Source organism: uncultured Comamonas sp. (assembly GCF_964277875.1).
GTDB lineage: Bacteria > Pseudomonadota > Gammaproteobacteria > Burkholderiales > Burkholderiaceae_C > Comamonas > Comamonas sediminis.
Genome location: NZ_CAXYJV010000047.1, coordinates 105,475 through 130,389 on the forward strand (window position 1 = coordinate 105,475; position 24,915 = coordinate 130,389).

The following is a 24,915-nucleotide window of genomic DNA, read 5'->3' on the forward strand; positions in this document are numbered from 1 at the left end:
CAAATATGTGGATATGAGGGGAAAGGCGGTGATGGGGGTGCCAGGCACCTGCGGAAAGGGTTGAAGTTAAGTTGGTTATAAATTTATCTAACTTTTTTAAACCCGTGCGATTGGACAGTCGAATGATCTTATTTGAAAAATCTAATCACAAGCCATCACCCACTTAATCCACTCATAGTCTTATGACGCCATGGTCATCGTTTGCGTTGCGAAAACAATAGCGCTATTCAGACACCTCTGAGCCTCGGCAGTCATTTTTTATATATTTCCAATCATCCAGCTGTGTGACCGCTGCAGCGCAGCGCCAACCATGCTGCAAAGCGGCGTCCATCACAACGATAGCTTTTTACAACACCAAAATTCAACATGATGAAAAATTACATCTTCAAGCCAACTCCCGTCTTTCTAGCCTGCTTGCTGATTGCCGGCGGTGCCAACGCTCAAAGTATCACTTTTTCGGGTGACACCTTCCCCAGCGGAGATTTTGATGGGCGGCAAGACCTGAACCAAAGTCTTATCATTGGTGATCTTGACATCGGCAATCTCGCGCTAAGTGCAGGCGCAGTGCTAAATACCGGTCTCAATCAAACAACGATCGGACAAACCGCGGGAAGCACTGGGACCGTGACCATTTCGGACGGAGGCCAGTTAAATGCGTCCCAAATGTATATCAGCCGGTCTGGTAATGGGGAATTAAATATTTTACGCGGTGGCAAACTCGTATCACACCATGCCTATGTCGGTCAATCCGTGGGTGGCACCGGTTTGGTAACCGTCAATGGACAAGGATCATCTTGGAGCATCTCACCTGAAAGCACAGGCGGTATTGCCTTAGGCTTGTATGGAGGTACAGGCACCCTGAGGGTCATTAACGGCGGAACAGTATCTGTACACAACAGTCTTCTCACCTCACGCGACAGTGCCAGCACTGGGCATATTGAGATCGATGGCCCAAATTCCATCTTGCAAGTCGGCAAGCAATGCGCTTTGGGTCCGCTAGGCGCGACCTCTGTAAAAATCACCAACCGTGGCTTATTTCGCTGTGGACAAGACAATTATCTGCATTCGGGAGTGGTTTCTCTGAGCGGAGCAGGTTCCATGTGGGTAGTGGGCTCCGACCTAGATGTGGGAAATAAGGCCATTGGATTTCGCGGTGCCCGGGGGGAGCGTGGTGAAAAAGCTGAGCTGAATATTGGCGACGGCAGCGTGGTCGAGTTGGCCGGCAATCTGCGCTTGGCTGTGGATTCGTACAATGCTTGGGGTGGCAGCGGTACGCTCAACATCGAGGGAGCGGGTACTCCAGGAGTATTAAAGGCACAGAATGTAGTTTTCGGCAATTCCGGCGTAAGTATTATTAACTTCAAGCATTCCAATTCCTCGGGCAGCTATATTTTCACCCCTGCCATTAGCGGCACTGGGTCCATCAACGTCATTGGCACTGGCACCACCGTTCTGGCAGGCAACAACACGCACAGTGGACAGAGCAGCATTCAATCCGGAGTGCTGCGCGCTGGCTCTGCGGCAGCACTGGGCAGCGCGTCGTATGACGTCAGCCGTGGCGGTACGCTGGATATGAATCAATTCAGCCCTGTTTTCGGCCGTCTGCGTAATGCTGGAACCGTTATCTTGGGAGAAGGAAATACCAGCGCGGTGACCACTGCCAGCCATTACCAGGGCTACGGTGGAAATATTCATCTCAATGCTGCATTAAGCGGCAACGCATCTCCGACGCAAAAGCTGTTAGTTAGGGCAGACACCAGCGGAACCTCCACGCTGCATATCCGCAACCTGGGCGGCACCGGCGCGCAAACCACTGGCAATGGCATTCTGGTCGTGCAGGTGGGGCTGGCATCGAACGGCCAGTTCACCCTCCCCGCCCCGGGCTATATCCAGGCAGGCGCTTACCGCTATACCTTGCACAAGGTCGGCCGCAACTGGTACCTGCAATCGGCGCCCGCCAATGCCAAAGCGGCTGCGGCCGATGACAGCGCTGCCTGCGTAGCTGACCCGCTGGCACAGGGCTGTGCGTTGGCAGCAGGCCAGGGCGCAGTGGCAAAGGCCCTGCCGGCAGCATTGAAGGCGGGCACCGCGAACGCGGCGGCGGCCGCAGAGGCAGAGGCAGAGGCAGAGGCAGAGGCAGCAGCGCCTGCGGCCGATGCCTCTGCGCAGCGGGAGGCAGCGCTGAGCGCGGACGACCTCAAAGACGATGGCGCCGTGGGCTTTGCCGGGGCGGTGCCGGTGCCTGGTTTGGGCATGGTGGGGATGGTGTCGCTCTCGTCCCTCATCGGCGTGGCGGGCCTGCGCCGCAGCCGTAAAGGCACCACGGCGTAACAGCAACGGGGTGCAACGCGGGCTTCGCCCAGCGCTTGCACCTTGAAGTGCCTCGGTGCCCACGACGGCCAGCCGCTGCACCGGTATCGGAATGGCGCCTAGGCTGCCACAGGTGCAGCGGCTGGCGGGCAGACCGATCCCACCGATCCCCTATGAACGAGAGCCCCCCCGTTTCGAGCACGTGCCGATGGCCATCACACTGAAAACACCTCACTGCGCCGGGCCGGTATGGACGTTGAATGCGTCGCTCCTCTGCGCAGCATCAGCCGCGCTCCCACTACCTGTACAAGTGCATGCACAAGCAGCGCCCGCGCCGCAGTTGGTCATCGACAGCAGTGCCAGCGACAGCGGCCAGGGGCATACCGTCAGCGCCCAGCGGTGGATGGGGCCGGCTTTTTACACCGGCGCCACACCCACCCGGATCAGCGCGCTGTCACTGGCCTTGCACGCTGCCACGCCTGCCGCACCTGCCACATCCGGCCCACCGCCCCCCGGTGAGGCCGCTGTGCCTCCCGCACCGGCCACTGAGCCCCCGCACTGCAGTCCGCAAGACCCCTGCCCGACCCGCACGTTGCTGCGCCTGTACCGCCTCGATCCAGTCACCGAACTGCCGGTGGGCGCCGCGATCGCCAGTGCCAGCCTGCTGGTGGACATGCAGCGCATCGACCACCGCGCACTGACCACCTTTGGGCCCGAGCAGCTGGGCGATATCGCTTCGGCCACGTTGCGGGCCTTTCACAAATATGCGCTGGTGGTGAGCGCCGCCGAAGGCGAGCGGCTAGAGATCATGGACAACCGCGGGCCCGCCAATGCCTATTTTTTTAGCGGCGGCTTTTCTGGCGCCGCCACCGGCTACCTGCATACGCTGGACGGCGGCGCCCACTGGATCAAGGACGCCACCGTGACGCCCGCGATCCGGCTGGTGGTAACGGGAATGCCGGGCACGGGCATGCCACCGCAAGCCCTGCCACCGCCAGCGGCCTTCCCCGCACCGGGGACGCTCCCATGGACGCACTGGCCTTGGTTTGTCTGGTGATGGCGGGCGGCTGGCTACCCCCAGTGCGCGCTGCCGATAGCTGCGCGGCGCAGGCTCTCACCGAAGCGCTGGATTGCAGAGATGGCCGCGATGAAGACCACCCCGGCAGCACCCTGGGCCGCATTGGTGCCCACCGTGGGCGCAGCCGGGCCGGTTGACCATTGCATCGGTGCTGGGCCTCCCAGGGCTGCGCCGGGACTGGCAGACCGTCAAAAAAGCAAACGGCAGCGAGCAACCAACAACTACCGATCCCATTTCGCCCCGTCGCTGACGGGGCTCTTTTTTGGGCCGGTCCGCATGGGCTGGGTGGTGGCTGCCCGGTCTGCGCAGCCATCGCCTCGCGGACTCAGAGGCTTGTCGCGGCCCTTGCTGACGGAAGGGGGTACAGGAACCCCGGTTGCGGGCGTTGACGGCCGCACTGAGCGGCACCGAACGCCCATCAACGCACCGGGGCCCGTTGCGCTGCATCACGGCGCCCACTGAGACCCGTCTGATCATCCGGTGGGCCGCTCCGCCCCGGTTCGCGCGCCACCCGTGGAACCGCACCCCAGGCTCACCTTTGCTTGCATACCCAGGTAGCGCGTCTACAACAGTCAGTTTGCAATTGCGCTGCGCTGCCGGCTGCAGCCCTAAGGCCTTGATCCGCAAACGTTTGCGGGCCCCCAGGAAGGGGCTTTACGGGGCGGGGGCGGCATTCTAGGCCGTTTACCTTACAAAAAACTTACATAATTCATAGCTATTGCCCTGGGTTAGTAATAATTTTAATTTATGATCGAGCTTCCTCTGGAGGGAGGAAAAGTGCTTCTTAGGAAGACGACCTTTGGGCCCGCCTTGTGCGGGCCCCTTTTTTGCCGCCTTGGTTGCGCATACAACTAGCTACATCCGTACATCTATATACGGCTCGGCACCCTGGCAGATGCGGTAGGCTCGGGCAGCCCTGCAAAAACACATGCGCGATACCGCCCGCGTTGCAATGCTGGATGGCCGCTTGCCAATAGGCGCATGGCGCCGGCACCTATGCAGCGCAGCTGCAAAGCGCGGGTGTGCCTCCGGCCGGGGAGGTCCGGCCGGGTAGGCCTCGCCGGGCAGTCCCACGCGGTGGGAGCACCTGCTGGTTTGTAGGAACTCACTGACATCTTTGTAAACAATGGTACAAGTACAATTTGCGCGGCCCGCCCGCGCTTTGCGGCGGCCTGTTCCTGCCTTACTTCCTCCCTCCTCCCTCCTTCCATGCCCCATTCTTCTTCTCCGCAGCCGCGCAGCCTGTTCCCCTTGCCGCTGCCGATGCTGCTGGGGTTTGCCGCTGCGGCCATCGCCGCGCTGGTGATCGCCATCGTCAATGTCTACTCGGCCGATGTGCGCGCCCAGGCGGTGACCAGTATTGGCCGCATGACGGCGGCGATGCGCCAGCTCAATGAGTTTTCCGCATCGCTCAAGGATGCAGAAACCGGGCAACGGGGCTTTTTGCTGACCGGCGATCCTTCGTACCTGCAGCCCTACCGCCGCGCGCAGGACGCGCTGGAGAGCCAGTTGCGCGGGCTTGCGGCCAGCAATGACAATGCGCCGCTGCGCCAGGAGCGCGTGCAGGCCATCGATACGCTGGCGCACCAGAAGCTGGCCGAGCTGGAGGCCACGATCGACCTCAAGCAGGCCGGCCGGGGCGATGAGGCGCTGGCGCTGGTGCGCACCGACAAGGGCAAGCAGGTGATGGACAACCTCAACAACGAGGTGGCCGACCTGTACCTGCTGCAAAACAATGAGCTGGACCTGCGCCGCCGCGCCTGGGAGCAGGCGGCCACCACATCGACCTATATCACCTGGGGCGGCTCGCTGGTGATGCTGGCGCTGGTGCTGGCATCGGCGGCGGTGTCGATGCGCGAGTTCCGCGCCAAGGCGCGCCAGACCTGGGTGTCCGACGGGCTGTCGGGCCTGGGCCAGCGCCTGCAGGGCGACCATGGCCTCGAAGAAGTGGGCGCGCGGGCGCTGGATTTTCTGGCGTCGTACACCGGCGCCAAGGTGGGCGCCGGCTACGCGCGCCATGGCATGGACGACCGCTACCAGCTGTTTGGCGGCTATGCGCTGCCCAAGGATGCATTGCAGGAGCATTTGCTGGCCGGCGAAGGCCTGGCCGGGCAGGTGCTGCGCAGCGGCAAGCTGCTGCGGGTGGGCGGGCTCGACCAGAGCCACTTGAAGATCAGCTCCAGCACCGGGCAGTCGCAACCGCTGGAGCTGGTGCTGGCGCCGGCCGTCGAGAACGGCAAGGTGCATGCGCTGATCGAGCTGGGCTTTGTGCGGCCGACCACGCAGGCGGAGCTGGAGCTGCTCGAAGGCGCGTCGTCGATCCTGGCGGTTGCAGTGCGCTCGGCGCTGGACCGCACGCGCCTGGAGAAACTGCTGGAAGAGACGCGCCAGCAATCGGAAGAGCTGCTGGTGCAGCAAGAGGAAATGCGCGCCAGCAATGAGGAGCTGGAGCAGCAAAGCCAGGCGCTGCAACGCTCGCAGGCGCAGATGGAGCAGCAGCAATCGGAGCTGGAGCAGACCAATGCCTACCTGGAAGAGCAGACGCAAAAGCTGGAGCACCAGCGCGAGCAGCTGCTGCGCGCCAAGGATGCATTGACCGACAAGGCGCGCGAGCTGGAAGTGGCCAGCCAGTACAAGAGCGAGTTCCTGGCCAACATGAGCCACGAGCTGCGCACGCCGCTGAACTCCACGTTGATCCTGGCCAAGCTGCTGGGCGACAACAAGCCCGGCAACCTGACGGCCGAGCAGGTCAAGTACGCGCACACGATCTACGCGGCCGGCAACGACCTGCTGGCACTGATCAACGACATTCTGGACCTGGCCAAGATCGAGGCCGGCCAGGCGACCGTGGTGCTGGAGCCGGTCAATCTGGCCACGGCGATGCAGTCGCTGATCGAGCCGCTGCGCCCGATGGCCCAGCAAAAGGGGCTGGCGCTGACCTGCCATATTGCACCAGGCGTGCCGGCCTACACGCAGACCGATGGCCAGCGCCTGGGCCAGATTCTGAAGAACCTGCTGTCCAATGCGATCAAGTTCACGGACCGGGGCAGCGTCAACCTGCAGCTGACGCAAAACCAGCCCGGCACGTTGACGTTTGCGGTGCACGACACCGGCATCGGCATTCCCGAGCACCAGCAGCAGCTGATTTTTGAAGCCTTCCAGCAGGCCGATGGCAGCACCCACCGCAAGTACGGCGGCACGGGCCTGGGCCTGTCGATTGCGCGCGACCTGGCGCAGCTGCTGGGCGGCCAGATCACCGTGCAGAGCACGCCGGGCCAGGGCAGCGTGTTCAGCTTCCACATGCCGCTGGTCAATGCCGGCACCCCCGCAGCAGAGGTGCCGATGGCACCGAAGGCGGCCGATGCGCTGCGCCCGGCATCGCCAGCGCTGGCGGCAGCCGGTGCTGCGGCAGCCGGAGCAGCAGCAGCTCCGGTGGCGGCGCCGGGCAAGAGCGGCGCGGCCGCTGTGGCCCCCCGCGCCACGGCGGCGTTCCAGTCCGCCAACACCGCAGATACTGCAACGGCCTTTGCAAGCACCTCGGCCACCGCCAGCACGGCAACCTTGGATGCGGCCGCGCACAGCATGCCTGCCAGCGCTCCAGCCACGGCGGCGGCGGCGGTGCTGGAGCTGCCGACGATCATCCAGGGCCGCCACCTGCTGGTGGTCGAAGACGACCCGCGTTTTGCCGACATCCTGCAGGAGCTGGCGCGCGAGATGGGCTTTAGCTGCCAGGTGGCGCGCAATGCGGCCGAGGGCCTGGCCGCTGCGGTGCAGTTCCTGCCCAATGCGATCGTGCTGGACATCAACCTGCCCGATTTCTCGGGCCTGGGCGTGCTGGACCAGCTCAAGCGCAACCCGGCCACGCGCCATATCCCCGTGCATATCGTCTCGGTGGCCGATTACTCGCAAGAGGCGCTGGTGCGCGGCGCGCTGGGCTACGCGCTCAAGCCCGTGCAGCGCGAGGAACTGGCCCAGGCCCTCAAGCGCCTGGAGGCCAAGTTCACGCAGAACATCCACCGCGTGCTGCTGGTGGAAGACGACGAGCGCCAGCGCGACAGCGTGCACAGTCTGCTGGGCAACAGCGAGGTCGATGTGGTCTGCGCCGGCACCGCCGGCCAGGCGCTGGAGTACCTGGCCCAGGGCACCTATGACTGCATGATCATGGACCTGAACCTGCCGGACATGAGCGGCTTTGCGCTGCTCGAGCGCATGTCGGAGCAAGATGGCGTGTCGTTCCCGCCGGTGATCGTCTACACCGGCCGCGCGCTGTCGCGCGACGAGGAGACGCAGCTGCGCCGCTTCTCGCACTCGATCATCATCAAGGACGCACGCTCGCCCGAGCGCCTGCTCGACGAGGTGACCCTGTTCCTGCACCAGGTCGAGTCGCGCCTGTCGCCCGAACACCAGCAGATGCTGGCCCAGGCGCGCAGCCGCGAGGCGGCGCTCGAAGGCCGCAAGGTGCTGGTGGTGGAAGACGATGTACGCAACGTGTTTGCGCTGACCAGCATCCTGGAGCCCACCGGCATCAGCGTGGACATTGCGCGCAATGGCCGCGAAGCGCTGGAGGCGCTGGACCGCGAGGACAGTGCCGTGGACCTGGTGCTGATGGACATCATGATGCCGGAGATGGACGGCTATACCGCCATGCGTGAAATACGCAACCGCCCGCATTTGAAGCGCCTGCCGATCATTGCGCTGACCGCCAAGGCCATGAAGGACGACCAGGAAAAATGCCTGGCCGCCGGTGCCAACGATTACATTGCCAAGCCGCTGGACGTGGAGAAACTGCTGTCCCTGGTGCGGGTGTGGATGCCCAAGTAAAACGCCGATGCCATTACGCAAGAAGGCCGAGATTGCCGAGATTGAGCAGCGCCTGCTGCTCGACGGTATTTATTACCGTTACCACTATGATTTTCGCGGTTATGCGCAGGGGTCGATCAAACGCGGGCTGGAGGCAGCGCTGGTCTCGTTTGGCTGCAAGACCCTGTCGCAGCTGCAGGACCGGATCATGCATGACCCGGCGGCGTTCACCGCGCTCCTGGGTTATCTGACGGTGCAGGTCAGCGACATGTTCCGCGACCCGGCGTATTTTCTGGCGCTGCGCCGCGAGGTGGTGCCGCTCTTGCGCACCTACCCGTCGCTGAAGATCTGGGTGGCCGGCTGCAGCACCGGCGAGGAGGTGTACTCGCTGGCGATCCTGCTGCACGAGGAAGGCCTGCTCGAGCGCAGCCTGATCTATGCGACCGATATCAACTCGCAGGCGCTGCGCATCGCCGAGCAAGGGATTTTTGCGATCGAGCGCGCTGAATCATTCTCGCAAAATTACCTGCGCGCGGGCTGCAAGCATTCGCTCGCCGATTATTACACCGCGCACTACGGCCATATTGTGCTGGACAAGGAACTGCGCAAGAACATGGTATTTGCCGACCACAGCCTGGCGACCGACAGCGTATTTGCGGAAATGCATTTGATATCCTGCCGCAATGTGCTGATTTATTTTGATTCGGATTTACAGAACCGGGCGCTGGACCTTTTCCGGCAGTCGCTGTGCCACCGCGGTTTTCTGGGGCTGGGGATGAAGGAATCGCTGCGATTCTCGAACCAGGCAGCGGCATTTGAAGATGTGGCGACGGTTGAAAAAATATACCAAAAGAAACCAACCCTTGAGTAGTTTATAAAATACCCCCCGGGGCGGGCAGCAGGCGCTGCAGGGTGCTGCGGGGATTGTTTTGAGTTGTAGTTCATGAACACCACTGACGGCATCAAGTGCCTGATCGTTGACGACATTCCGCAGAACCTGGTTGCGCTGGAAGCGCTGCTCCAACGCGACGGGGTGCAGTTCCTCAAGGCGCACTCGGCCCGCGAGGCGCTGGAGCTGCTGCTGCAGCACAGCGATATCGCGCTGGCGCTGCTGGATGTGCAGATGCCCGAGATGAATGGCTTTGACCTGGCGGCGCTGATCCGGGGCAGCGAGCGCACACGCCATATTCCGCTGATCTTCATGACGGCGGGCACGCACGAGCAGAACTGGCAGTTCCAGGGCTACGAGAGCGGCGCGGTCGATTTTCTGTACAAGCCGATCGACCCGGACATGCTCAGTGCCAAGGTCAGCATCTTCTTTGAGCTGCACCGCCGCAAGCAGGAGCTGGCCCAGCAGTTGCAGGAGCGCACCGAGGCGCTGCGCGTCAACGAGATGTTCATGGCTGTGCTCAGCCACGACCTGCGCACGCCGCTGCAGTCGATCAAGGTGACCGCCAGCCTGCTCAAGCGCCAGCCCGATGCCAGCAGAAACGAGGAGCTGGCCGAGCGGCTGCTGAGCAACAGCCAGCGCATGGGACGCATGGTGGAGGATCTGCTTGATGTGACCCGCATCCGCCAGGCCGGCGGCCTGCGGCTGACCTTGACCGACATGGACCTGGCCAGCCTCTGCGCAGCGGCGGTCGATGACGCGCGCCACAGCGCGGCCGACCGGGTGCTGCACTACGAGGCGCTGGGCGGCACCGAAGGCCGCTGGGACAGCGAGCGCCTGGCGCAGGTCATCGGCAACATTCTGGGCAATGCGCTCAAGCATGGCACGGCAGACGAGCCGATCACCGTGACCATCGATGGCAGCGCAGCGGCAGAGGTGGTCGTGGGTATCGAGAACGGCGGCACGATCCCTGCGGCCTTGCTGCCCGATCTGTTCAAGCCGTTTCGCGGCGGGGAGCGCCAGCCCGGTCAGCGCGAAGGTCTGGGGCTGGGCCTCTATATTGCGCAGCAAATTGCGCGGGCGCATGGGGGCGGCATCCAGGTGCAGTCCGCAGACGGGCGGACCCGCTTTGAGCTGCGGCTGCCGCGCCAGCCGCTGGCATCGCACCGCCAGGCGCTGCTGTAGCGCGCCTGGGCGCCAGGCGCTGCGCTGGCCTGAACAGGGGCTCGGGCCAGCGGCGGTCATTCGGGGGGGGAGAGCAAGCGGCTGGGAGGCGGCAGGTCCGTGGCGGGCGCCGGCAGCAGCGCCGGGCGCCCGGCTGGTACTTACTGGAGGGTACCGGTGTGCTGGGTCTGGATGTGGCCGAGCAGATCTTCCAGCTCTTCGATCTCGAACGGTTTGAGCAAGGTGCGCACGTTCGGGCCCCACTGGCTGGGGTAGTGCCCCAGGTCATAACCGCTGCACAGCACAATCCAGCGCTGGGGCGCCTGCTGCAACAGACTTTGCGCCAGGTCGGTGCCCGATTGGCCAGGCAGGCTGACATCGGTGACCACCAGGTCAAACGGCGCCTGGCCATCGAGCTGCAGCGCTTCTTCCGCATTGGCGCAGCAGGTCACGCTGCGGCCCGGCCCTTCCATGAGACAGCCAATCGTCTCTCGCAGCTCGTCATTGTCTTCTATGTAGACTATTCGCATTGCAAACCCAATAATCAATGTTAATTGCAATAAAAGCTATTGCCGACTGAGATTTGCATGAAGAAATTTATCCATGTAGGACATTTTCTTTTTATGCCGCTGGAATATAGCACAGGACGGTTTCAGAAAATATGCGTGGTACCACGAAAACCCCTGGCAAAAATCGGATTTGGCACTGTAGTCCTATTCTGACAATGACCGTATATGCGCACCCACAAACGGTTTGCAAACCATCGTTAAAATGAAGTCCTGCCATTGAGGCTTTTGAAAAAAGGGTATGGAGCTGACCATTGCGGCCAGTCCATACCCGGCATCAAATTAATAAATAAGCAATACGGCTCTGGATATTCTCGCAGCGCATTACAGTCGCATTATCTGCAGGCCGAAATTAATAGGTCTGCGGTTCCCCATCTGCGGTTATCAGGTCCGGTTGCGCCGTTTCAAAGAAGACCGCGAGCAAGCCAGCCAACGCTGTGCTGCCGCCACCAAGGAAGACCAATGATCAACGTAGGACTTGTCGATGACCACGCTATCGTTCGCTCGGGGCTGAAGCAATTTCTGGCGGATTTCGTGGATATCCGCGTCGTAGGAGAGGCTTCCAACGGACGCGAAGCCATTGACCTGGTACGCAATGAATCGATTGACGTGCTGGTAATGGATTTGTCGATGCCGGGCCAAAGCGGTATTGATGCGCTGACGATGTTGCGCGCCAAGGAGCCCGATATGGGCATTCTGATCCTGAGCGGCTACCCGGCCGAGCATTACGCGATCAACCTGATCCGCCAGGGTGTCAACGGCTACCTGAACAAGGAATGCGACCCGAGCGAGATTGTCGAAGCGATTCGCACCATCTCGCTGGGCAAGCGCTACCTGACCCCGATGGTGGCCAACCTGCTGGCCCAGCAGCTGGGCCGCAAGGACGATGCGCCGCCGCATGAGCACCTGTCCGAGCGCGAGTTCCAGGTGTTCCTGAAGCTCGCCCAGGGCGAAACCGCCAGCAATGTGGCCGAGCAGCTGTCGCTGAGCGTCAAGACCGTCAGCACCTACCGCACCCGCTTGATGGAGAAGATGACCCTGAACTCCAACAGCGACCTGACCTACTATGCGTTGAAGAATGGTTTGATCAGCTGATCGCCCTCCCCACCCCGCTCCAACACACGCCACCTTCGGGTGGCGTTGTCGTTGGCGGGGCGCGGCGCTTGCTTGGCCCTGTGCCGCACGCTGCCTTGCAGAGCGGCATAAAATGCGATTAATTCTCATTTGACATTGCTTGGTGCTGCGCGCATGCCCTCCCCGGATCTCTCCATCGACGATGACTTGAGCGGCCTCTATGCCGCACACAGCACCTGGCTGCAGCAGTGGCTGCGCAGGCGTCTGGGCGACAGCTTTGCAGCAGCCGATCTGGCGCAGGACACCTTTGTCAGCCTGCTGTCCAGCGCCACCCCCCGCGAAGCGATCCGCGAGCCCCGGCCGTTTCTGGCGACCATTGCCAAGCGGCTGGTGGCCCACCGCCACCGCCGCCAGCTGCTGGAGCGCGCCTACCTGGAAGCGCTGGCCTGCCTGCCCGAGGCGCTGGCCCCATCGCCCGAGACCCAGCTGATCGCAGTGCAGAGCCTGCAAGAGATAGACCGGGTGCTGGACGGCCTGCCCCCCAAGGTGCGCGAGGCCTTTTTGCTGGCCCACCTGGCCGGGCTGAGCTATGCCGAGATTGCCGGCAAGCTGGCGGTCTCCGCCAGCTCGGTCAAGCAGTACCTGGCGCGGGCCAACCGCGAATGCCTGTTTGCGATGGCGCTGTAGCCGCATGCCTGCCTCCACCACCGTAACCCTGCCCGGCGGCCGCGTGATCAGCCGGGCCACGGCCGATGCGGCGGCGGACTGGCTGACGGTGTTGATGTCCGGCGATGCCGGCACTGAAGAGCAGCTGCAGTGGACCGCCTGGCGCCAGGCCCATGCGGACCACGAGGCCGCCTGGCAGCATATCGAAGCCGTGACCGGCCGCATGCAGGCCTTGGGCCCGCACCCGGCCTACACCGCGCTGACGGCCCGGGGCGCGCGCAAGCCGGTATCGGACGCGCGCCGGCGTGCCACGCGGCTGCTGCTGTGGGGCGGCATCGCCACCGGTGCGGGCCTGCTGGCATCGCGCACCACCGCCTGGCAGCGCCAGGTGGCCGATTGCCGCAGCGCCACCGGCGAGCAGCGCCGCCTGGCGCTGGACGATGGCACACAACTGCTGCTGAACACCGGCAGCGCGCTGAACCTGCGCTTGGGTGCAACAGAGCGCCGCCTGGTGCTGCTGGCCGGGGAGATCATGGTGACGACCGCCCATGCGCTGGGCGCTCCCGCCGACCCGCGCCCGCTGCTGGTGGAGACGGCGCAGGGCAGCATCCGCGCGCTTGGCACCCGGTTTACCGTGCGCCAGCAGGCAGCGCACACCGAAGTAGCGGTGCTGGAGAGCGCGGTAGAGATCCGCTGCCGCGATGGCGCGGGCGGCACGCGCTTGCTGCAGGCCGGCGCGCAAACCCGGTTCAGCCACAGCGCCATCGATGCGCCCAGCGCGGTAGATGCGCAAACGCAGGCCTGGACGCGGGGCCAGCTGATGGCCGATGCGCAGCGCCTGGACGACTTTCTGGCGGAGCTGGGCCGCTACCGGCCGGGTGTGCTGCGGGCCGATCCGCAGGTGGCAGGGCTGCGGCTGTCGGGGGTGTTTCCGCTGGGCGATACCGACCGCATTCTGTCAACCTTGCCGAGCGTGCTGCCGGTGCAGGTGCGCACACGCAGCCGTTACTGGGTGACGGTGCTGCCGGCAGAACCCGGGCCTTGAAAAAATATTTGCAGTAAAAGCTGCCCGATTCGCTGGCTCGCGGCACCTAGCTGATGAGGGACCTGCATTTGCCCAGGCCCGCCCAGAGGAACCACATGCCGACATTGCCACCCGCCCGCCATGCAGGGCGCCCCCATCCTTCCCCTATCGCGCTGGCTTGCCTGGCCTTGGCGCTGGGCTTGAGCGCTGGCGCGCCCAGCCTGGCGAGCGCGCAGAGCAGCACAGCGAACGCCCCTACAGACAGCAACACCGCCGAGCTGCACATTCCCGCCGGCCCCTTGGCCCCTGCGCTGCGCCAGCTGGCCAGCAGCACCAACACGATGCTGAGCTTTACCGCAGCGCAAAGCGATGGCAAACAGACCGCAGGCCTGAGCGGCCGCCACACGGTGGCCGAGGCCTTGGCCTTGCTGCTGGCGGGCACGGGCCTGCAGGCGGTGCAGCTAGACAATGGCGCCTATGTGCTGCGGGCCACGAGCACGGGCAGCACGGGCAGCACGGCAAGCGCGCCAGCGGTTGCCACCAGCGCCGATGCAACTGCCAGCTACACCTTGCCGCAGATCACCGTGACCAGCACGGCTCCAGGCCTGGGCAGCAGCGATGGCCGCACCGAGGGCACGCAGTCGTACACGACAGGCAGCATGCGCACGGCAACGCGCCTGGACCTGTCGATGCGCGAGACGCCGCAGGCGGTGACCGTGGTCACCCGCGAGCGCATCCAGGACCAGGGGCTGGCAACGGTCAATGATGTGGTGCAAACAGCGCCCGGCCTGACCTACCGGCGCTTTGGGCCCGAGCGCGCGTCGTTCTTTGCGCGCGGCATGTATGTGGACAACATCATGTACGACGGCCTGCCGGTGAGCCTGGACAGCTCCAACCTGTCGCAGGACCTGCTGGCCACCGACATGGCGATTTACGACCGGGTGGAGATCGTGCGCGGCGCCACCGGGCTGTCGCAGGGGGCAGGCAACCCGTCAGCCGCGATCAACCTGGTGCGCAAGCGGCCCACCCGGGAGCGGCAGATATCGGCCAGCGTCAGCGCCGGCAGCTGGGACCGTTACCGCGCCGAGCTTGATGCCGCTGGGCCGCTGTCGGACGACGGCAGCCTGCGCGGCCGGCTGGTGGCGGCCACGCAGGACTACGGCAGCTACAAGCGCGGCGAAAGCAGCCAGGGCCAGACCTTGTACGGCATTGTGGAAAAGGACCTGACGGCCCGCACCACGTTGACCCTGAGCGCGCTGCACCAGGAGAGCAAGCTGCATGGCAACGGCTTTACCGGCCTGCCGGTGGCCAGCGACGGCAGCGACCTGGGCCTGCCCCGCTCCACCTCGTACGCCAATGACTGGGAGCACTGGGACAAGACCACGAACTCGGCGTTCCTCGGTCTGGACCACCGCTTTGACAATGACTGGCGCCTGCAGCTGTCGGCCTACTACGCACAGGCCGAGATGGACATGCAAGGCCACTACCTGAGCCACAACCTGACGACCGGCCTCTACAGCCAGCTGGGCGCGCGCAATGCGCACCAGGAAAAGCAATCGAGCATCAACCTGTATGCCAACGGCCCCTTTGCGCTGCTGGGCCGCCAGCATGAGCTGGTGCTGGGCGCCAGCTACCGCCATATCGACTTTGATGGCAACAGCCGCCAGGGCCTGGTGCTCAACAGCAACCTCGATCTGCGCCACTTCAACCCCAGCGCCGTGGCCAACCCGCAGATTCCGCTGCGCGACTGGATGGACGCCAAAATCACCCAACAAAGCCTGTATGCGACCACGCGGCTGAACCTGGCCGACCGCCTCAAGCTCATCGTCGGTGGCCGGGTGGACTGGTTTGACTACCGGGACACCGTCAACACCTACCCCAACTTTGCCGCGAACACGCCGTCCGTCAGCGCCCACAACCGTTACGAGATCGAACACCGCCTGAGCAAGTACGCCGGCCTGGTCTACGACCTGAACGACCAGCATGCGCTGTACGCCAGCTACACCGATATCTTCAAGCCGCAGAACTACCTGGATGCGAACAACCAGCTGCTGAGCCCGGTGGTGGGCCGCAACTATGAGCTGGGCATCAAGGGCGAGTACTTCAACGGCAGCCTGAATGCGTCGGCCAGCGTCTTCCGCATGGATCAGCAAAACCGCGCCTACCGCGCCAGCGACCAGACCCAGTGCGCGAGCTACCCCGCCACCACCTGCTACGCCGCTGCTGGCGAGGTGCGCAGCCAGGGTGTGGAGCTGGAGCTGCAAGGCGCGCTCACCCCCAACTGGCAGCTGGGCGCCGGCTACACCGTGGCCATTGCGCGCTACCGCAAGGATGCCAATGCCGCCAATGTGGGCGCGCTGTTTGATACCGACACGCCCCGGCATTTGTTCAAGCTCTCGACCATGTACCGACTGCCCGGCGCGCTGCAGGGCTGGCGCATTGGCGGCACGGTCTACCGCCAGGGCGGCATCTACAACCAGGGCACCACCAGCGGCGTGCCCTTTAACATCCGCCAGCATGCCTATGCCATTGCCGACCTGGTGATCGGCTGGCAGGCGACACCGCAGCTGGACCTGCGCCTGAACATCAATAACCTGTTTGACAAGACCTACTACAACGCCTTGTCCGGCACGGCGACGTTCCCGAGCAACGTCTATGGCGAGCCGCGCCATGTGATGCTGACTGCGCGATACCAGTTCTAAGCCACTGCGCCAGCAGATGTGCTGAGGCCCCCGCCCTGAACCAGGTGGATGGGCAAGGGCCAGTCAGCCTCTCCTCCATCCGCGACAAAGAGCTCGGCTCCGTTGGGGGATGTAGAGCGGTGTGGCTCGGCGTGGTCTGCGGAGGATACCCAGCGCTGTGATTTACGCTGCGCTGCCTTTGTGCGCTTGGGCAGCTTTCTCATGGGCACGGTGCAGCACCGCCTGGGCATCCTCGGTCAAGGCATACAAAGCGCTGTGCAGGCCGCCCTGCAGCCACCGGCTCAGCTTGAATGCCCCCTCCTCATCGGCGCCCACCAGCAGCGCCGCTATCGCACTCATGCCATACAAGCGTGTGTTTATCGCTTGGGCTTCGCACTCGGTCAGCGCCAGGTCTTCCGTCAAACCGCAGGCCCTGCGGCGCCTGCAAATGTCGTGAATGTCCAAAGGCGGCTCGCCCTGGTCTGCGATGGCCTGGAGGGCATCGGCATGGGCGGTATCCAGGCGGGAGGTATCCGAGCTGGCATCCGCATACGCGGCGGTTTTGGCCGTGCTGTTCATGAGGACGCCTCCTGGCTCGGGATGCTTGCGGTGGAACCGCCAGGTTGTGGCGGGCACCGCTGGTAGAGGGCCCTATTCAGCGCGTGGTGCGCGTCGACATGCCGTTGGATGTGGGCGGTTTCGCCTAGGGAGATGGGCGCGGAAATGCGCACAGGAGAAGACTGAGCCATGGTGGACTCCAGGAGGGTTCGGTTTACAAAAACCGCCACTCCGAGACCAATCAGGGCGGCAGCTCGACAGGTTGGTCTACTGGGAACCCTCTTGCGAGAACCAGCCAGGCTTGCGCCTGCCTGTCGAGCCGCCATAAAAGGGGGCACGACTGACAAAGCCGCATTCCATTGCGGGTACTGCGGCTTACGTCGCAGAGGATTCAACGGGAGACCAATCCCGGCTGCGCTTTACCGGCGCAGCGCCATGACTGTAGCACGGCAGAAATGGCATGCCTTAGCCAGGTCTGCATGCAGCGGCTGGGCGTTTTTGGTCATGCCTGTGCTCCCTTGGCTTGGGTCAGCGCCAGCAGATGGATGGCCAGTTCGCGCAGGCTCGATCGGGAAGCGGCATGGTGCTGGTGGGTGCGGGCGTCCACCTTACACCTTGTGTAAATTTTGTCATTAAATGTGATTTTTGTTTTAAAATTGCTTTTTTCGATGGGCCTCACCCTTCGCGCATAGCCGCTGGCGCCCGCCAGCCCCGTGTTGGTGATGCCGCTTTTAACCGGATCCGGCGCCCCGCTGGTTCGGCCACCCCACCCCTTAGGCACCTATTGACGATCGCTCGCCGGCGTCCGCGCGAGCGGGTTTTTTTCGCCCACATCGATACACATAAACGATCAGCACCGGGTGCTCTCTTTTTAATAATTTATGCGTTCTATAAGAAAAGTTTGCCAGGCTTCGTCCCTGGCCTGCGTTGCAGCGCTGGGCCTGAGCAATGCCCTAGCCAGTGAATTGACCCTCTACATTTCCCAGCCTGTGCGCAACGCAGCCCTCAACGCCGCCGTGCCCGAGGGCGCGCTGCCGTGGTCAGACACTTACGGCGAGTCGTACACCATCGAGACCTTCAACGGCGAGACGCTGGGCGCGAAAACGTCCGGCAACTGGGCCATCGGAACGTACGAGGTAGGCACCGGCGGCAACACCAATGTGGCCGCTGCCAATGTGTATGGCGGCGCAGGCACCGGTACGGCAGTGGGCAGCGGGGGTTCCAACTTCCTCAATGCAGGGACGACCGGCAACCCGTTAGGTGTCACGGTCACGTTGACCAACCCGGCGCGCTATGTCGGCTTCTGGTGGTCGGCAGGCTCGAACGGCAACAACGTCGAGTTGCTCGATGAGAACGACAACGTGCTGACGGCGATGACCACCGACGGTCTGATGGCGTTTTTGAATTCGCCCTCCAACCGCACGATGAAGGCATTGGACGGAACCACCACCTACAGCCGCGCCCAGTACAACGGCAATCCCTTTATCGAGGGCAACAACGGTGAGCCCTATGTCTATCTGAACTATGTGCTGAAGGACACCACGGCATTCGGCTCCACGACGATCAAGAAGATCCGTTTCTGGGGGGCGGGCTTTGAGCTGGACAACATCGCAGTGCGGGCAGAAAAGCTGCCCGGTCTGCCGGCAGAAACGGGGCTGCCGCCCAGCTGGGTGCCGACCGAGATCAAGAATGTTTTTGCCGATCCGCCGGCCACTGCCGACGACAACGCGAGCACGCGCATCAACACGCCCTCTGCGCCATTGGACCTGACCGCCAACGATCCCCATGCGCCAGCGGGCAGCTCGGTGACGCCACAGGCGTCGTCTGCCCACGGCGGCACGATTGCGGCCGATCCCGCCCATCCTGGCCAGTTCATCTACACGCCTGCCCCGGGTTTTGTCGGCACCGACACCTTCAGCTACCAGGTGTGCCTGGCGGCGCCCGACCAGACCAAATGCGCGACGTCGCTGGTCACGATGACGGTCACGGCCCCGGATCTGGCCATCGACCTGAGCGGCATTGTGGCGACGGCGACCGTGGGTGTGCCGTACCAGGGGCAATTCAGCTGCACGAACCTGGGCAATGCGGATGCGCTGTCTGACACCACCTGCACCATCGGTGCGCTGCCAGCGGGTCTCCAGGTTCAGGCTTGCACGCTGAGCCCGGACAACAGCGCCTGGACCGCGGGCAACCCGATAGCGCAGGGCGCGGTGGTGACCTGCACGGTCGGTGGCACACCGGCGAATGTGAAGAAAACGACGACCACCACCGGCACGACCGGCACCACCGGCGACAGCGACCTGCGCAACAACCTGGCGAGCCAGGACATCACGGTCGTGGGCGCCCCAGCCATCGCCATCGACCTGGGCGGTTTGCCAGCCACCGGCACCATCGGCACGCCCTATAAAGGCAGCTTTACCTGCACCAACCAGGGCAGTGCCGACCAGCCCGATGCGGCTTGCACGGTCGCGGGCCTGCCAGCGGGCATCCGCCAAGGCGCCTGCACCATCGTGACGCCAGCGGTACCCGCAGCCAGCAGCTGGACATCGCCCTCTGCGATCCCCGAAGGCGCGGTGGTGACCTGCCCCGTGGAAGGCAAACCGACCGAAGCCGGAACGTCGTTGGTCAGCGGCTCGGGCCTGACGAGCAAGGCGAGCCGGGACATCACCATCACGGCGGTCCCCGTGCCCACCCCGGTTCCATCGCTGTCCATGTGGGCGCTGATGCTGCTGGCCGCCTGCCTGGGCGTTACCGGCATCGGACGCGCACGCAAGCAGCGCTGATCCGCGCGCTGCTGCCAGAGACACGCCAGTCAGTGCAACGCTGACTGGCGTTTTTTTGGTTATGTCGCTGGGGCCTTGTGCGCAGGGTCAGCCCGCTGACCATGCATGAGGGAAGCGCAGCCGGCCTTCCGTCAACCTTATGCAGTTGGGCGCTTGCGGAGCGGAGCATCGGTCTTGGATCTGGCCGGGGTCTTGAGCGCAGCACAGTCCATCGACGCCTCGTGCTTGAGCCAGTCCAAAAAGGCCTGCAGGCCCGGCTTGGCCGCGGTCTCTTCACGGTAGACCGCGTAGTAGGCCAGGGGCGAGAGCACAGCGATGTCGGGGAACAGACGGACCAAACGTCCCGAGCTCACATCGTCACAAGCCATGACGCCACGCGCCAGCGCAATGCCCTGGCCGTCAACGGCCGCTTGCAGCACGGCGGCCGAGTTGTTGATGCGGTGGCCGCGATGGACGCTGGCCTGGCCCACACCCGCATGCGCAAACCAGGCCGCCCAGTTGACATAGTCCTGGCTGCCTGCGCCGGTCATGTCGTGGATGAGGGGATGCAGCAGCAGGTCTTGCGGCTTGTGGAACTTGTGCGTTTTGGCATAGGCGGGTGAGCAGACCGGGAAGACCAGCTCATCCATCAGCTTGTCTGCCACCAAGCCGGGCCAGCGCCCTGCCCCATAGCGCACGCCCACATCTATTTGCTGCGCGACAAAATCCACCAGGCGCTGGCTGGTGTCCATCAGCAGGTCGGTATCGGGCACCTGTGCGGTAAAGCGCTCAATACGCGGCAGCAGCCACTTGGCCGCAAAGGCCGGGCTGACGGTGAGCTTGATCGACCCATTGGCCACCGGTTGCGCCAGCTTGCTGGCCCCCAGCTGCAAGCGCACAAAGCCGGCGCGTAGATCGGGCAGCGCCGACAGCGCCAGCGCATTGGGCAACAGACGCTGCCGGCCACTGCTGGCACGGCTGAACAGCGGGGCGCCAATGGCGTCTTCCAAGCTGCGCACCAGCTGCCCCACCGCCGCCGAGCTGACATGCAGCTCCTCAGCCGCTGCCGAGAAACTCTGGTGACGGGCAGCGGCTTCAAAAGCGCGCAGTGCGTTGAGGGAGGACAAGAGGCCCATGGGAAAGATTTTCTTTAAAGCTGGCAAAGAATAAAGCGTTTGTCAGGTGTCCAACAACGCAGAACAATCCTGCCATCCTAGTGCTTTGCATGGCCGGTGAAAAGCTCAGCCTGCTTTGACTGACAAAGACCAGATTTTCCATCCCAGCGCTGCCCGCACCGCCCTGGCTACCCCACCGCCTTCTGCCATGCATATCCACGCCGACCTGAACCAAGCGGTACACATCACCCCCAGCGACTACCAATGGAGGCCGTCGCCGCGGCCCGGTGTCGAGCGCATGATGCTGGACCGGGTAGGTGCCGAAGTGGCCCGCGCCACCAGCCTGGTGCGCTATGCGCCGGGCTCGCACTTCTCTGCCCACCAGCACCCGGGCGGAGAGGAGATTCTGGTGCTGTCGGGCGTGTTCTCTGATGAAACCGGTGACTACCCCCGAGGCTGGTACTTGCGCAATCCACCGCAGTCGGCGCACCGGCCACACACGGAGCCCGGCGCACTGATCTTTGTGAAGCTCCACCAGATGCGCCCGGATGACACGGCGGTAGTACGCATCCATGCGCTGGACCGCGCGAACTGGTGCCAGGCCGATGGGCGCGCTACCTGTGCGCTTTTTCAGAACGACGAGGAACGGGTCTACACAGAGCAGGTTCCCGGACAAGGCCGATTGCGCTGGGATGCCAGCGGCGGGCTGGAGCTGCTGGTGCTCGCGGGTGCGCTGTCTGTGCGCGGGCAGCATTACCCGGAAGGCAGCTGGTTGCGGCTGCCGGCCGGGTCACAGCCAGACATCCAGGCCGTGTGCGACACAATGGTTTTTGTGAAGACCGGGCACCTGGCCGCCCTGGCCCGCCGTGGTGCACCGTGCTGAGCCGCGCATCTATCGCGATTGTGGGCGGGGGCTTGAGCGGCCTGTATGCCGCCTATTTGCTGGAGCAGCAAGGCATTGACCATGTGCTGTTGGAAGCCCAGGACCGCAGCGGTGGCCGTCTGTTGGCCGCCGACCACCAGGGCGCCCAGGTGGACCTGGGAGCAACCTGGTTCTGGCCCGAGATACAACCGGCGCTGTGGGCCTTGGTGCAGGCACTCCCACTGCGCACCTTCAGGCAGCCCGAGGCCGGTGACTTTCTGATCGACGCATCGCCGCATCTGGCGCCGAGGCGCATCAGCGCGGGTACGCAAGATTCCACCGCCTCCATGCGCATGGCAGGCGGCCTGGCCGCTTTGGCCGATGCACTGCGCGCCCGGGTGCCCAGCGCGAGGTTGCGCCTGGGCCATCGGGTGTCGGCCATCCACCGGCTGGACAGTGGTGCTGTGCGCATCCACGCCATCGGCCCGCAGGGGCCGTGGGAGCTACAGGCCCAGCAGGTACTGCTCGCCCTGCCGCCCCGGCTGGCCGTTGACAGCATTACCTTTGTGCCGCCTTTGCCTGCAGCGCTGGCCAACGCCTGGGCCGCCTGCCCCACCTGGATGGCGCCGCATGCCAAATATGTGGCGCTGTACCCCCGGCCCTTCTGGCGCACGCAAGGCCTGAGCGGCGCGGCGCGCAGCTATGCCGGGCCGATGGCCGAGATCCATGACGCATCGCCCCCGCAAGGGGCGGGGGCGCTGTTTGGCTTTATCGGCATCGGCGCCAGCGCGCGCCGCCAGTGGGGCGAGCAGGCGCTGCTGGCCCATTGCAGGCAACAGATGGGCCGGCTGTTCGGGGCCGAAGCGCTGCAGCCCAGCGCCGAATGGATCAAGGACTGGTCGCAGGATGCCTACACCGCCAGCGCGGCCGATACCGATGGCGCGGCCGGCCATCCCACGGCCCCTGCCATGGCCGCCCATGACGGCCCTTGGCAGGCTTGCCTGCGGGGCATTGGCTGCGAATGGTCCGCACGGTTCCCCGGCTATGTGGCCGGCGCGGTAGACGCCGCAGCGCATGGCGTTCAGGCCGCGCTCGCTGCAGCCACCCTCACTCAAGAACAACCAAGCATGCCAGTTAAGAAGGAGACGCCATGAAACCCACCTACCACGCGATGCAGGTGACATCCCCCGGGGTGCTGGAATGGGTAGAGCGCCCACGGCCCATGCCGGGCGTTGGCGAAGTGCTGATTGCTGTGGAAGCCTGTGGCATGTGCGGCGCCGATCTGGCTGATGTACATGCACAGCGCCATGGCCCGCGTGTGCCGGGGCACGAAATAGTCGGCCGGATTGCAGCGCTGGGCCGGGATGTGCCGCCGATGTGGTCGCCGGGCATGCGTGTAGGTGTGGGGCGCCTGGGCGGCCACTGCCATGCCTGCAGCCTGTGCCGGCAAGGGGTGTTTCAACTTTGCCGCAACCAGCAGGTGGTGGGCAGCAGCTGCGATGGCGGCTATGCAGAAATGATGCTGGCCCGCGCCACCGGCCTGGTCGCGATACCTGACGCACTGGACACTGTGCAAGCCGCGCCGCTGCTGTGTGCGGGCTTGGCGACGTTCAATGCCATGCGCAAGTCGGGTGCGCTGGCCGGCGACCTGGTCGCCATCCAAGGCATGGGCGGCCTGGGCCATCTGGCGCTGCAGTATGCCCGCAAGATGGGCTTCAGGGTGGCGGCGGTAGGCCGGGGCGCAGACATTGCCGCCGACGTGCGGGCACTTGGGGCGCACCACTATATCGACACGAACAGCGAAAACCCCGTGCAAGCACTGCAGGCCATGGGTGGTGCGCAGTTGCTGCTGACCACCATCACGGACAGCGCAGCAGTGTCTCAACTGTTGCCGGCTTTGGCGCCGCAGGGCAAGCTGCTGGTGCTGGGTGTCGGCAAAGAGGCGATCAGCGTGTCGCCCGGCTTCATCGTTGCCGGTGAGCGGGCCATTGCCGGGTCCATCACCGGCAGCCCCTACGACGCCGAGAAGACACTGGACTTCAGCCTGCTGGCGGATATTCGCCCTTGGATCGAGACCATGCCGCTGGCGCGTGCGCCTGAGGCCTTGGCCCGCCTGGCATCAGGCCAGGTCAAGTTCCGCATGGTGCTGACGATGAACGCAGGAGCACAACCATGAATATCAATCCTTCGGTAGCGCGCCTGGCGCTGGCACAGGCGCTGTCGGGCGCCAATACCACGGTGGTGTATGCGACGGGCGCCATCATCGGCCATATGCTGGCGCCCCGGCCCGAGCTGGCGACCTTGCCGATCACGATGTTTGTCGTGGGCATGGCGATCTCCACCTTGCCGGCGGGCCAGGTGGCACGGCGCTACGGGCGTGCCCGGGCCTTCCAGTTGGGCAATCTCAGCGGGGTGCTGATGGGGCTGATCGCCAGCCTGGCGATCGTGCAAGGCTCGTTTGCGCTGTATTGCCTGGCCACGCTGTTTGGCGGCGCCTATGCGGCGGTGGTGCTGAGTTTTCGGTTTGCCGCGGCCGAATGCGTATCGCCTGAGGAGAAGCCCAAGGCGCTGTCTACCGTGCTGGCGGGCGGCGTGCTGGCCGGCGTGGTGGGGCCGCAGCTGGTAAGCGCCACGATGAATGCCTGGCCGCCCTATGCCTACAGCCTCACCTATATCTGCTCGTCCATCGTCGCGGTGCTCTCCGCCATCGTGCTGCGGGGCGTGAAGTTCCAGACCATCCCGCCACGCAGCGGGCCGGCAGTGGTGCGGCCGCTCGCCCCCATCGTGCGGCAGCCGCAGTTTGTGGTGGCCCTGCTCTGCGGCACCGTCAGCTACCTGCTGATGAACTTCATGATGACCAGCGCGCCGCTGGCGATGGAGCTGTGCGGCATCTCGCGCGCGCATTCCAACTACGGTATCGAAATGCATGTGATCGCAATGTATGCCCCGAGCTTTTTTACCGGCAGCCTGATCAAGCGCTTTGGCGAGAGCCGCATCATCTTCGCCGGCCTGGTGCTGACCGCCCTTGCGGCCATCACCGGTCTGGCCGGTATCAGCGTTTCGCACTTTTGGGTGGGCCTGGTGCTGCTGGGCCTGGGCTGGAACTTTGGTTTCCTCGGCGCGTCGGCCTTGGTGCTGAAATGCCATGCGCCCGAAGACGGCCCGCGCGTGCAGTCGCTCAATGACTTTGTGGTCTTTGGCGCGATGGCTGTGGGCTCGTTCGCATCGGGCAGCCTGCTGACCACCTATGGCTGGGACTGGGTGGTCGGGCCCATGCTGCCGCTTGTGCTGCTGGCGGTGTTGTCGCTGGCGTGGTTGGCGCGGGTGCGGAGATCGGTGAAGACGTCGCCGTGAGGCCAGTGCGAG

General features: G+C 64.3%; 19 protein-coding genes and 1 pseudogene. 15 read left to right on the top strand and 5 right to left on the bottom strand.

Annotated elements, in window-relative coordinates:
• Window positions 1–369: 369 nt before the first annotated feature.
• Window positions 370–2,331, top strand: coding sequence for an autotransporter outer membrane beta-barrel domain-containing protein (locus ACHWUQ_RS19350; RefSeq protein WP_394682121.1), 1,962 nt, complete (start codon window positions 370–372; stop codon window positions 2,329–2,331).
• A 289-nt stretch (window positions 2,332–2,620) separates the two neighbouring features.
• The gene (locus ACHWUQ_RS19355; RefSeq protein WP_394682122.1) at window positions 2,621–3,367 is read left to right on the top strand and encodes a hypothetical protein; all 747 of its coding nucleotides are present in this window, start codon (window positions 2,621–2,623) and stop codon (window positions 3,365–3,367) included.
• 14 nt (window positions 3,368–3,381) lie between these two features.
• Here ACHWUQ_RS19355 and ACHWUQ_RS19360 read toward each other — a convergent pair whose 3' ends face one another.
• Window positions 3,382–3,534: a hypothetical protein gene (locus tag ACHWUQ_RS19360; RefSeq protein WP_394682123.1), complete on the bottom strand. Its 153-nt coding sequence runs from the start codon at window positions 3,532–3,534 to the stop codon at window positions 3,382–3,384.
• 1,063 nt (window positions 3,535–4,597) lie between these two features.
• On the opposite strand from ACHWUQ_RS19360, the gene ACHWUQ_RS19365 reads away from it, so the two are divergent.
• The 3 genes from ACHWUQ_RS19365 (at window position 4,598) to ACHWUQ_RS19375 (ending at window position 10,262) form a co-directional block, all read left to right on the top strand.
• Window positions 4,598–8,209, top strand: a complete 3,612-nt coding sequence (locus ACHWUQ_RS19365; protein ID WP_394682124.1) for a response regulator — start codon at window positions 4,598–4,600, stop codon at window positions 8,207–8,209.
• Window positions 8,210–8,216: 7 nt separating this feature from the next.
• Window positions 8,217–9,059 (top strand): CheR family methyltransferase, encoded by an 843-nt coding sequence (locus ACHWUQ_RS19370; protein WP_312525820.1) that lies wholly within the window; start codon window positions 8,217–8,219, stop codon window positions 9,057–9,059.
• A gap of 72 nt (window positions 9,060–9,131) precedes the next feature.
• Window positions 9,132–10,262, top strand: a complete 1,131-nt coding sequence (locus ACHWUQ_RS19375; RefSeq protein ID WP_312834581.1) for a hybrid sensor histidine kinase/response regulator — start codon at window positions 9,132–9,134, stop codon at window positions 10,260–10,262.
• Between the two features lie 140 nt (window positions 10,263–10,402).
• On the opposite strand, the gene ACHWUQ_RS19380 is transcribed toward ACHWUQ_RS19375, so the two are convergent.
• Window positions 10,403–10,771: a response regulator gene (locus ACHWUQ_RS19380; protein ID WP_239811484.1), complete on the bottom strand. Its 369-nt coding sequence runs from the start codon at window positions 10,769–10,771 to the stop codon at window positions 10,403–10,405.
• 498 nt (window positions 10,772–11,269) lie between these two features.
• Here ACHWUQ_RS19380 and ACHWUQ_RS19385 point away from each other — a divergent pair, with 498 nt between their 5' ends.
• The 4 genes from ACHWUQ_RS19385 to ACHWUQ_RS19400 all read left to right on the top strand — a co-directional run bounded on the left by ACHWUQ_RS19385 (window position 11,270) and on the right by ACHWUQ_RS19400 (window position 16,273).
• A complete protein-coding gene (locus ACHWUQ_RS19385; protein ID WP_133855691.1) occupies window positions 11,270–11,902 on the top strand; it encodes a response regulator transcription factor in 633 nt (210 codons plus the stop codon).
• A 153-nt stretch (window positions 11,903–12,055) separates the two neighbouring features.
• Window positions 12,056–12,568 (top strand): sigma-70 family RNA polymerase sigma factor, encoded by a 513-nt coding sequence (locus ACHWUQ_RS19390; RefSeq protein ID WP_394682125.1) that lies wholly within the window; start codon window positions 12,056–12,058, stop codon window positions 12,566–12,568.
• Window positions 12,569–12,572: 4 nt separating this feature from the next.
• A complete protein-coding gene (locus tag ACHWUQ_RS19395) occupies window positions 12,573–13,592 on the top strand; it encodes a FecR domain-containing protein (protein ID WP_394682126.1) in 1,020 nt (339 codons plus the stop codon).
• A gap of 95 nt (window positions 13,593–13,687) precedes the next feature.
• The gene (locus ACHWUQ_RS19400; RefSeq protein ID WP_394682127.1) at window positions 13,688–16,273 is read left to right on the top strand and encodes a TonB-dependent siderophore receptor; all 2,586 of its coding nucleotides are present in this window, start codon (window positions 13,688–13,690) and stop codon (window positions 16,271–16,273) included.
• A 162-nt stretch (window positions 16,274–16,435) separates the two neighbouring features.
• On the opposite strand, the gene ACHWUQ_RS19405 is transcribed toward ACHWUQ_RS19400, so the two are convergent.
• Window positions 16,436–16,831, bottom strand: a complete 396-nt coding sequence (locus ACHWUQ_RS19405; protein WP_394682128.1) for a hypothetical protein — start codon at window positions 16,829–16,831, stop codon at window positions 16,436–16,438.
• A gap of 1,403 nt (window positions 16,832–18,234) precedes the next feature.
• On the opposite strand from ACHWUQ_RS19405, the pseudogene ACHWUQ_RS19410 reads away from it, so the two are divergent.
• Window positions 18,235–18,780, top strand: a pseudogene (locus ACHWUQ_RS19410) (Ig-like domain-containing protein); the annotation flags it as partial.
• A 91-nt stretch (window positions 18,781–18,871) separates the two neighbouring features.
• Here the strand turns inward: ACHWUQ_RS19410 and ACHWUQ_RS19415 are convergent.
• Entirely contained in the window at window positions 18,872–19,048 is a 177-nt protein-coding gene (locus ACHWUQ_RS19415; protein WP_394682267.1) for a hypothetical protein, read from the bottom strand.
• 446 nt (window positions 19,049–19,494) lie between these two features.
• Between ACHWUQ_RS19415 and ACHWUQ_RS19420 the strand changes: the two genes are divergently transcribed.
• Complete coding sequence (locus tag ACHWUQ_RS19420) at window positions 19,495–19,593, top strand: IPTL-CTERM sorting domain-containing protein (RefSeq protein WP_394682268.1); 99 nt, start codon at window positions 19,495–19,497, stop codon at window positions 19,591–19,593.
• 137 nt (window positions 19,594–19,730) lie between these two features.
• Here the strand turns inward: ACHWUQ_RS19420 and ACHWUQ_RS19425 are convergent, their stop codons facing one another.
• A complete protein-coding gene (locus ACHWUQ_RS19425; RefSeq protein ID WP_394682129.1) occupies window positions 19,731–20,708 on the bottom strand; it encodes a LysR substrate-binding domain-containing protein in 978 nt (325 codons plus the stop codon).
• Window positions 20,709–20,895: 187 nt separating this feature from the next.
• Here ACHWUQ_RS19425 and ACHWUQ_RS19430 point away from each other — a divergent pair, with 187 nt between their 5' ends.
• The 4 genes from ACHWUQ_RS19430 to ACHWUQ_RS19445 are packed head-to-tail and all read left to right on the top strand — an operon-like array spanning window position 20,896 to window position 24,903.
• Window positions 20,896–21,570 (top strand): cupin domain-containing protein, encoded by a 675-nt coding sequence (locus tag ACHWUQ_RS19430; RefSeq protein ID WP_394682130.1) that lies wholly within the window; start codon window positions 20,896–20,898, stop codon window positions 21,568–21,570.
• Window positions 21,564–22,703 carry a flavin monoamine oxidase family protein gene (locus ACHWUQ_RS19435; RefSeq protein ID WP_394682131.1) on the top strand — a complete coding sequence of 380 codons (1,140 nt, stop codon included), beginning with the start codon at window positions 21,564–21,566 and terminating at the stop codon, window positions 22,701–22,703. The genes ACHWUQ_RS19430 and ACHWUQ_RS19435 overlap by 7 nt, the downstream gene beginning before the upstream one ends.
• Window positions 22,700–23,725: a zinc-binding dehydrogenase gene (locus ACHWUQ_RS19440; protein WP_394682132.1), complete on the top strand. Its 1,026-nt coding sequence runs from the start codon at window positions 22,700–22,702 to the stop codon at window positions 23,723–23,725. Before ACHWUQ_RS19435 ends, ACHWUQ_RS19440 begins: the two co-directional genes overlap by 4 nt.
• A complete protein-coding gene (locus ACHWUQ_RS19445) occupies window positions 23,722–24,903 on the top strand; it encodes an MFS transporter (protein ID WP_394682133.1) in 1,182 nt (393 codons plus the stop codon). Before ACHWUQ_RS19440 ends, ACHWUQ_RS19445 begins: the two co-directional genes overlap by 4 nt.
• Window positions 24,904–24,915: the final 12 nt, after the last annotated feature.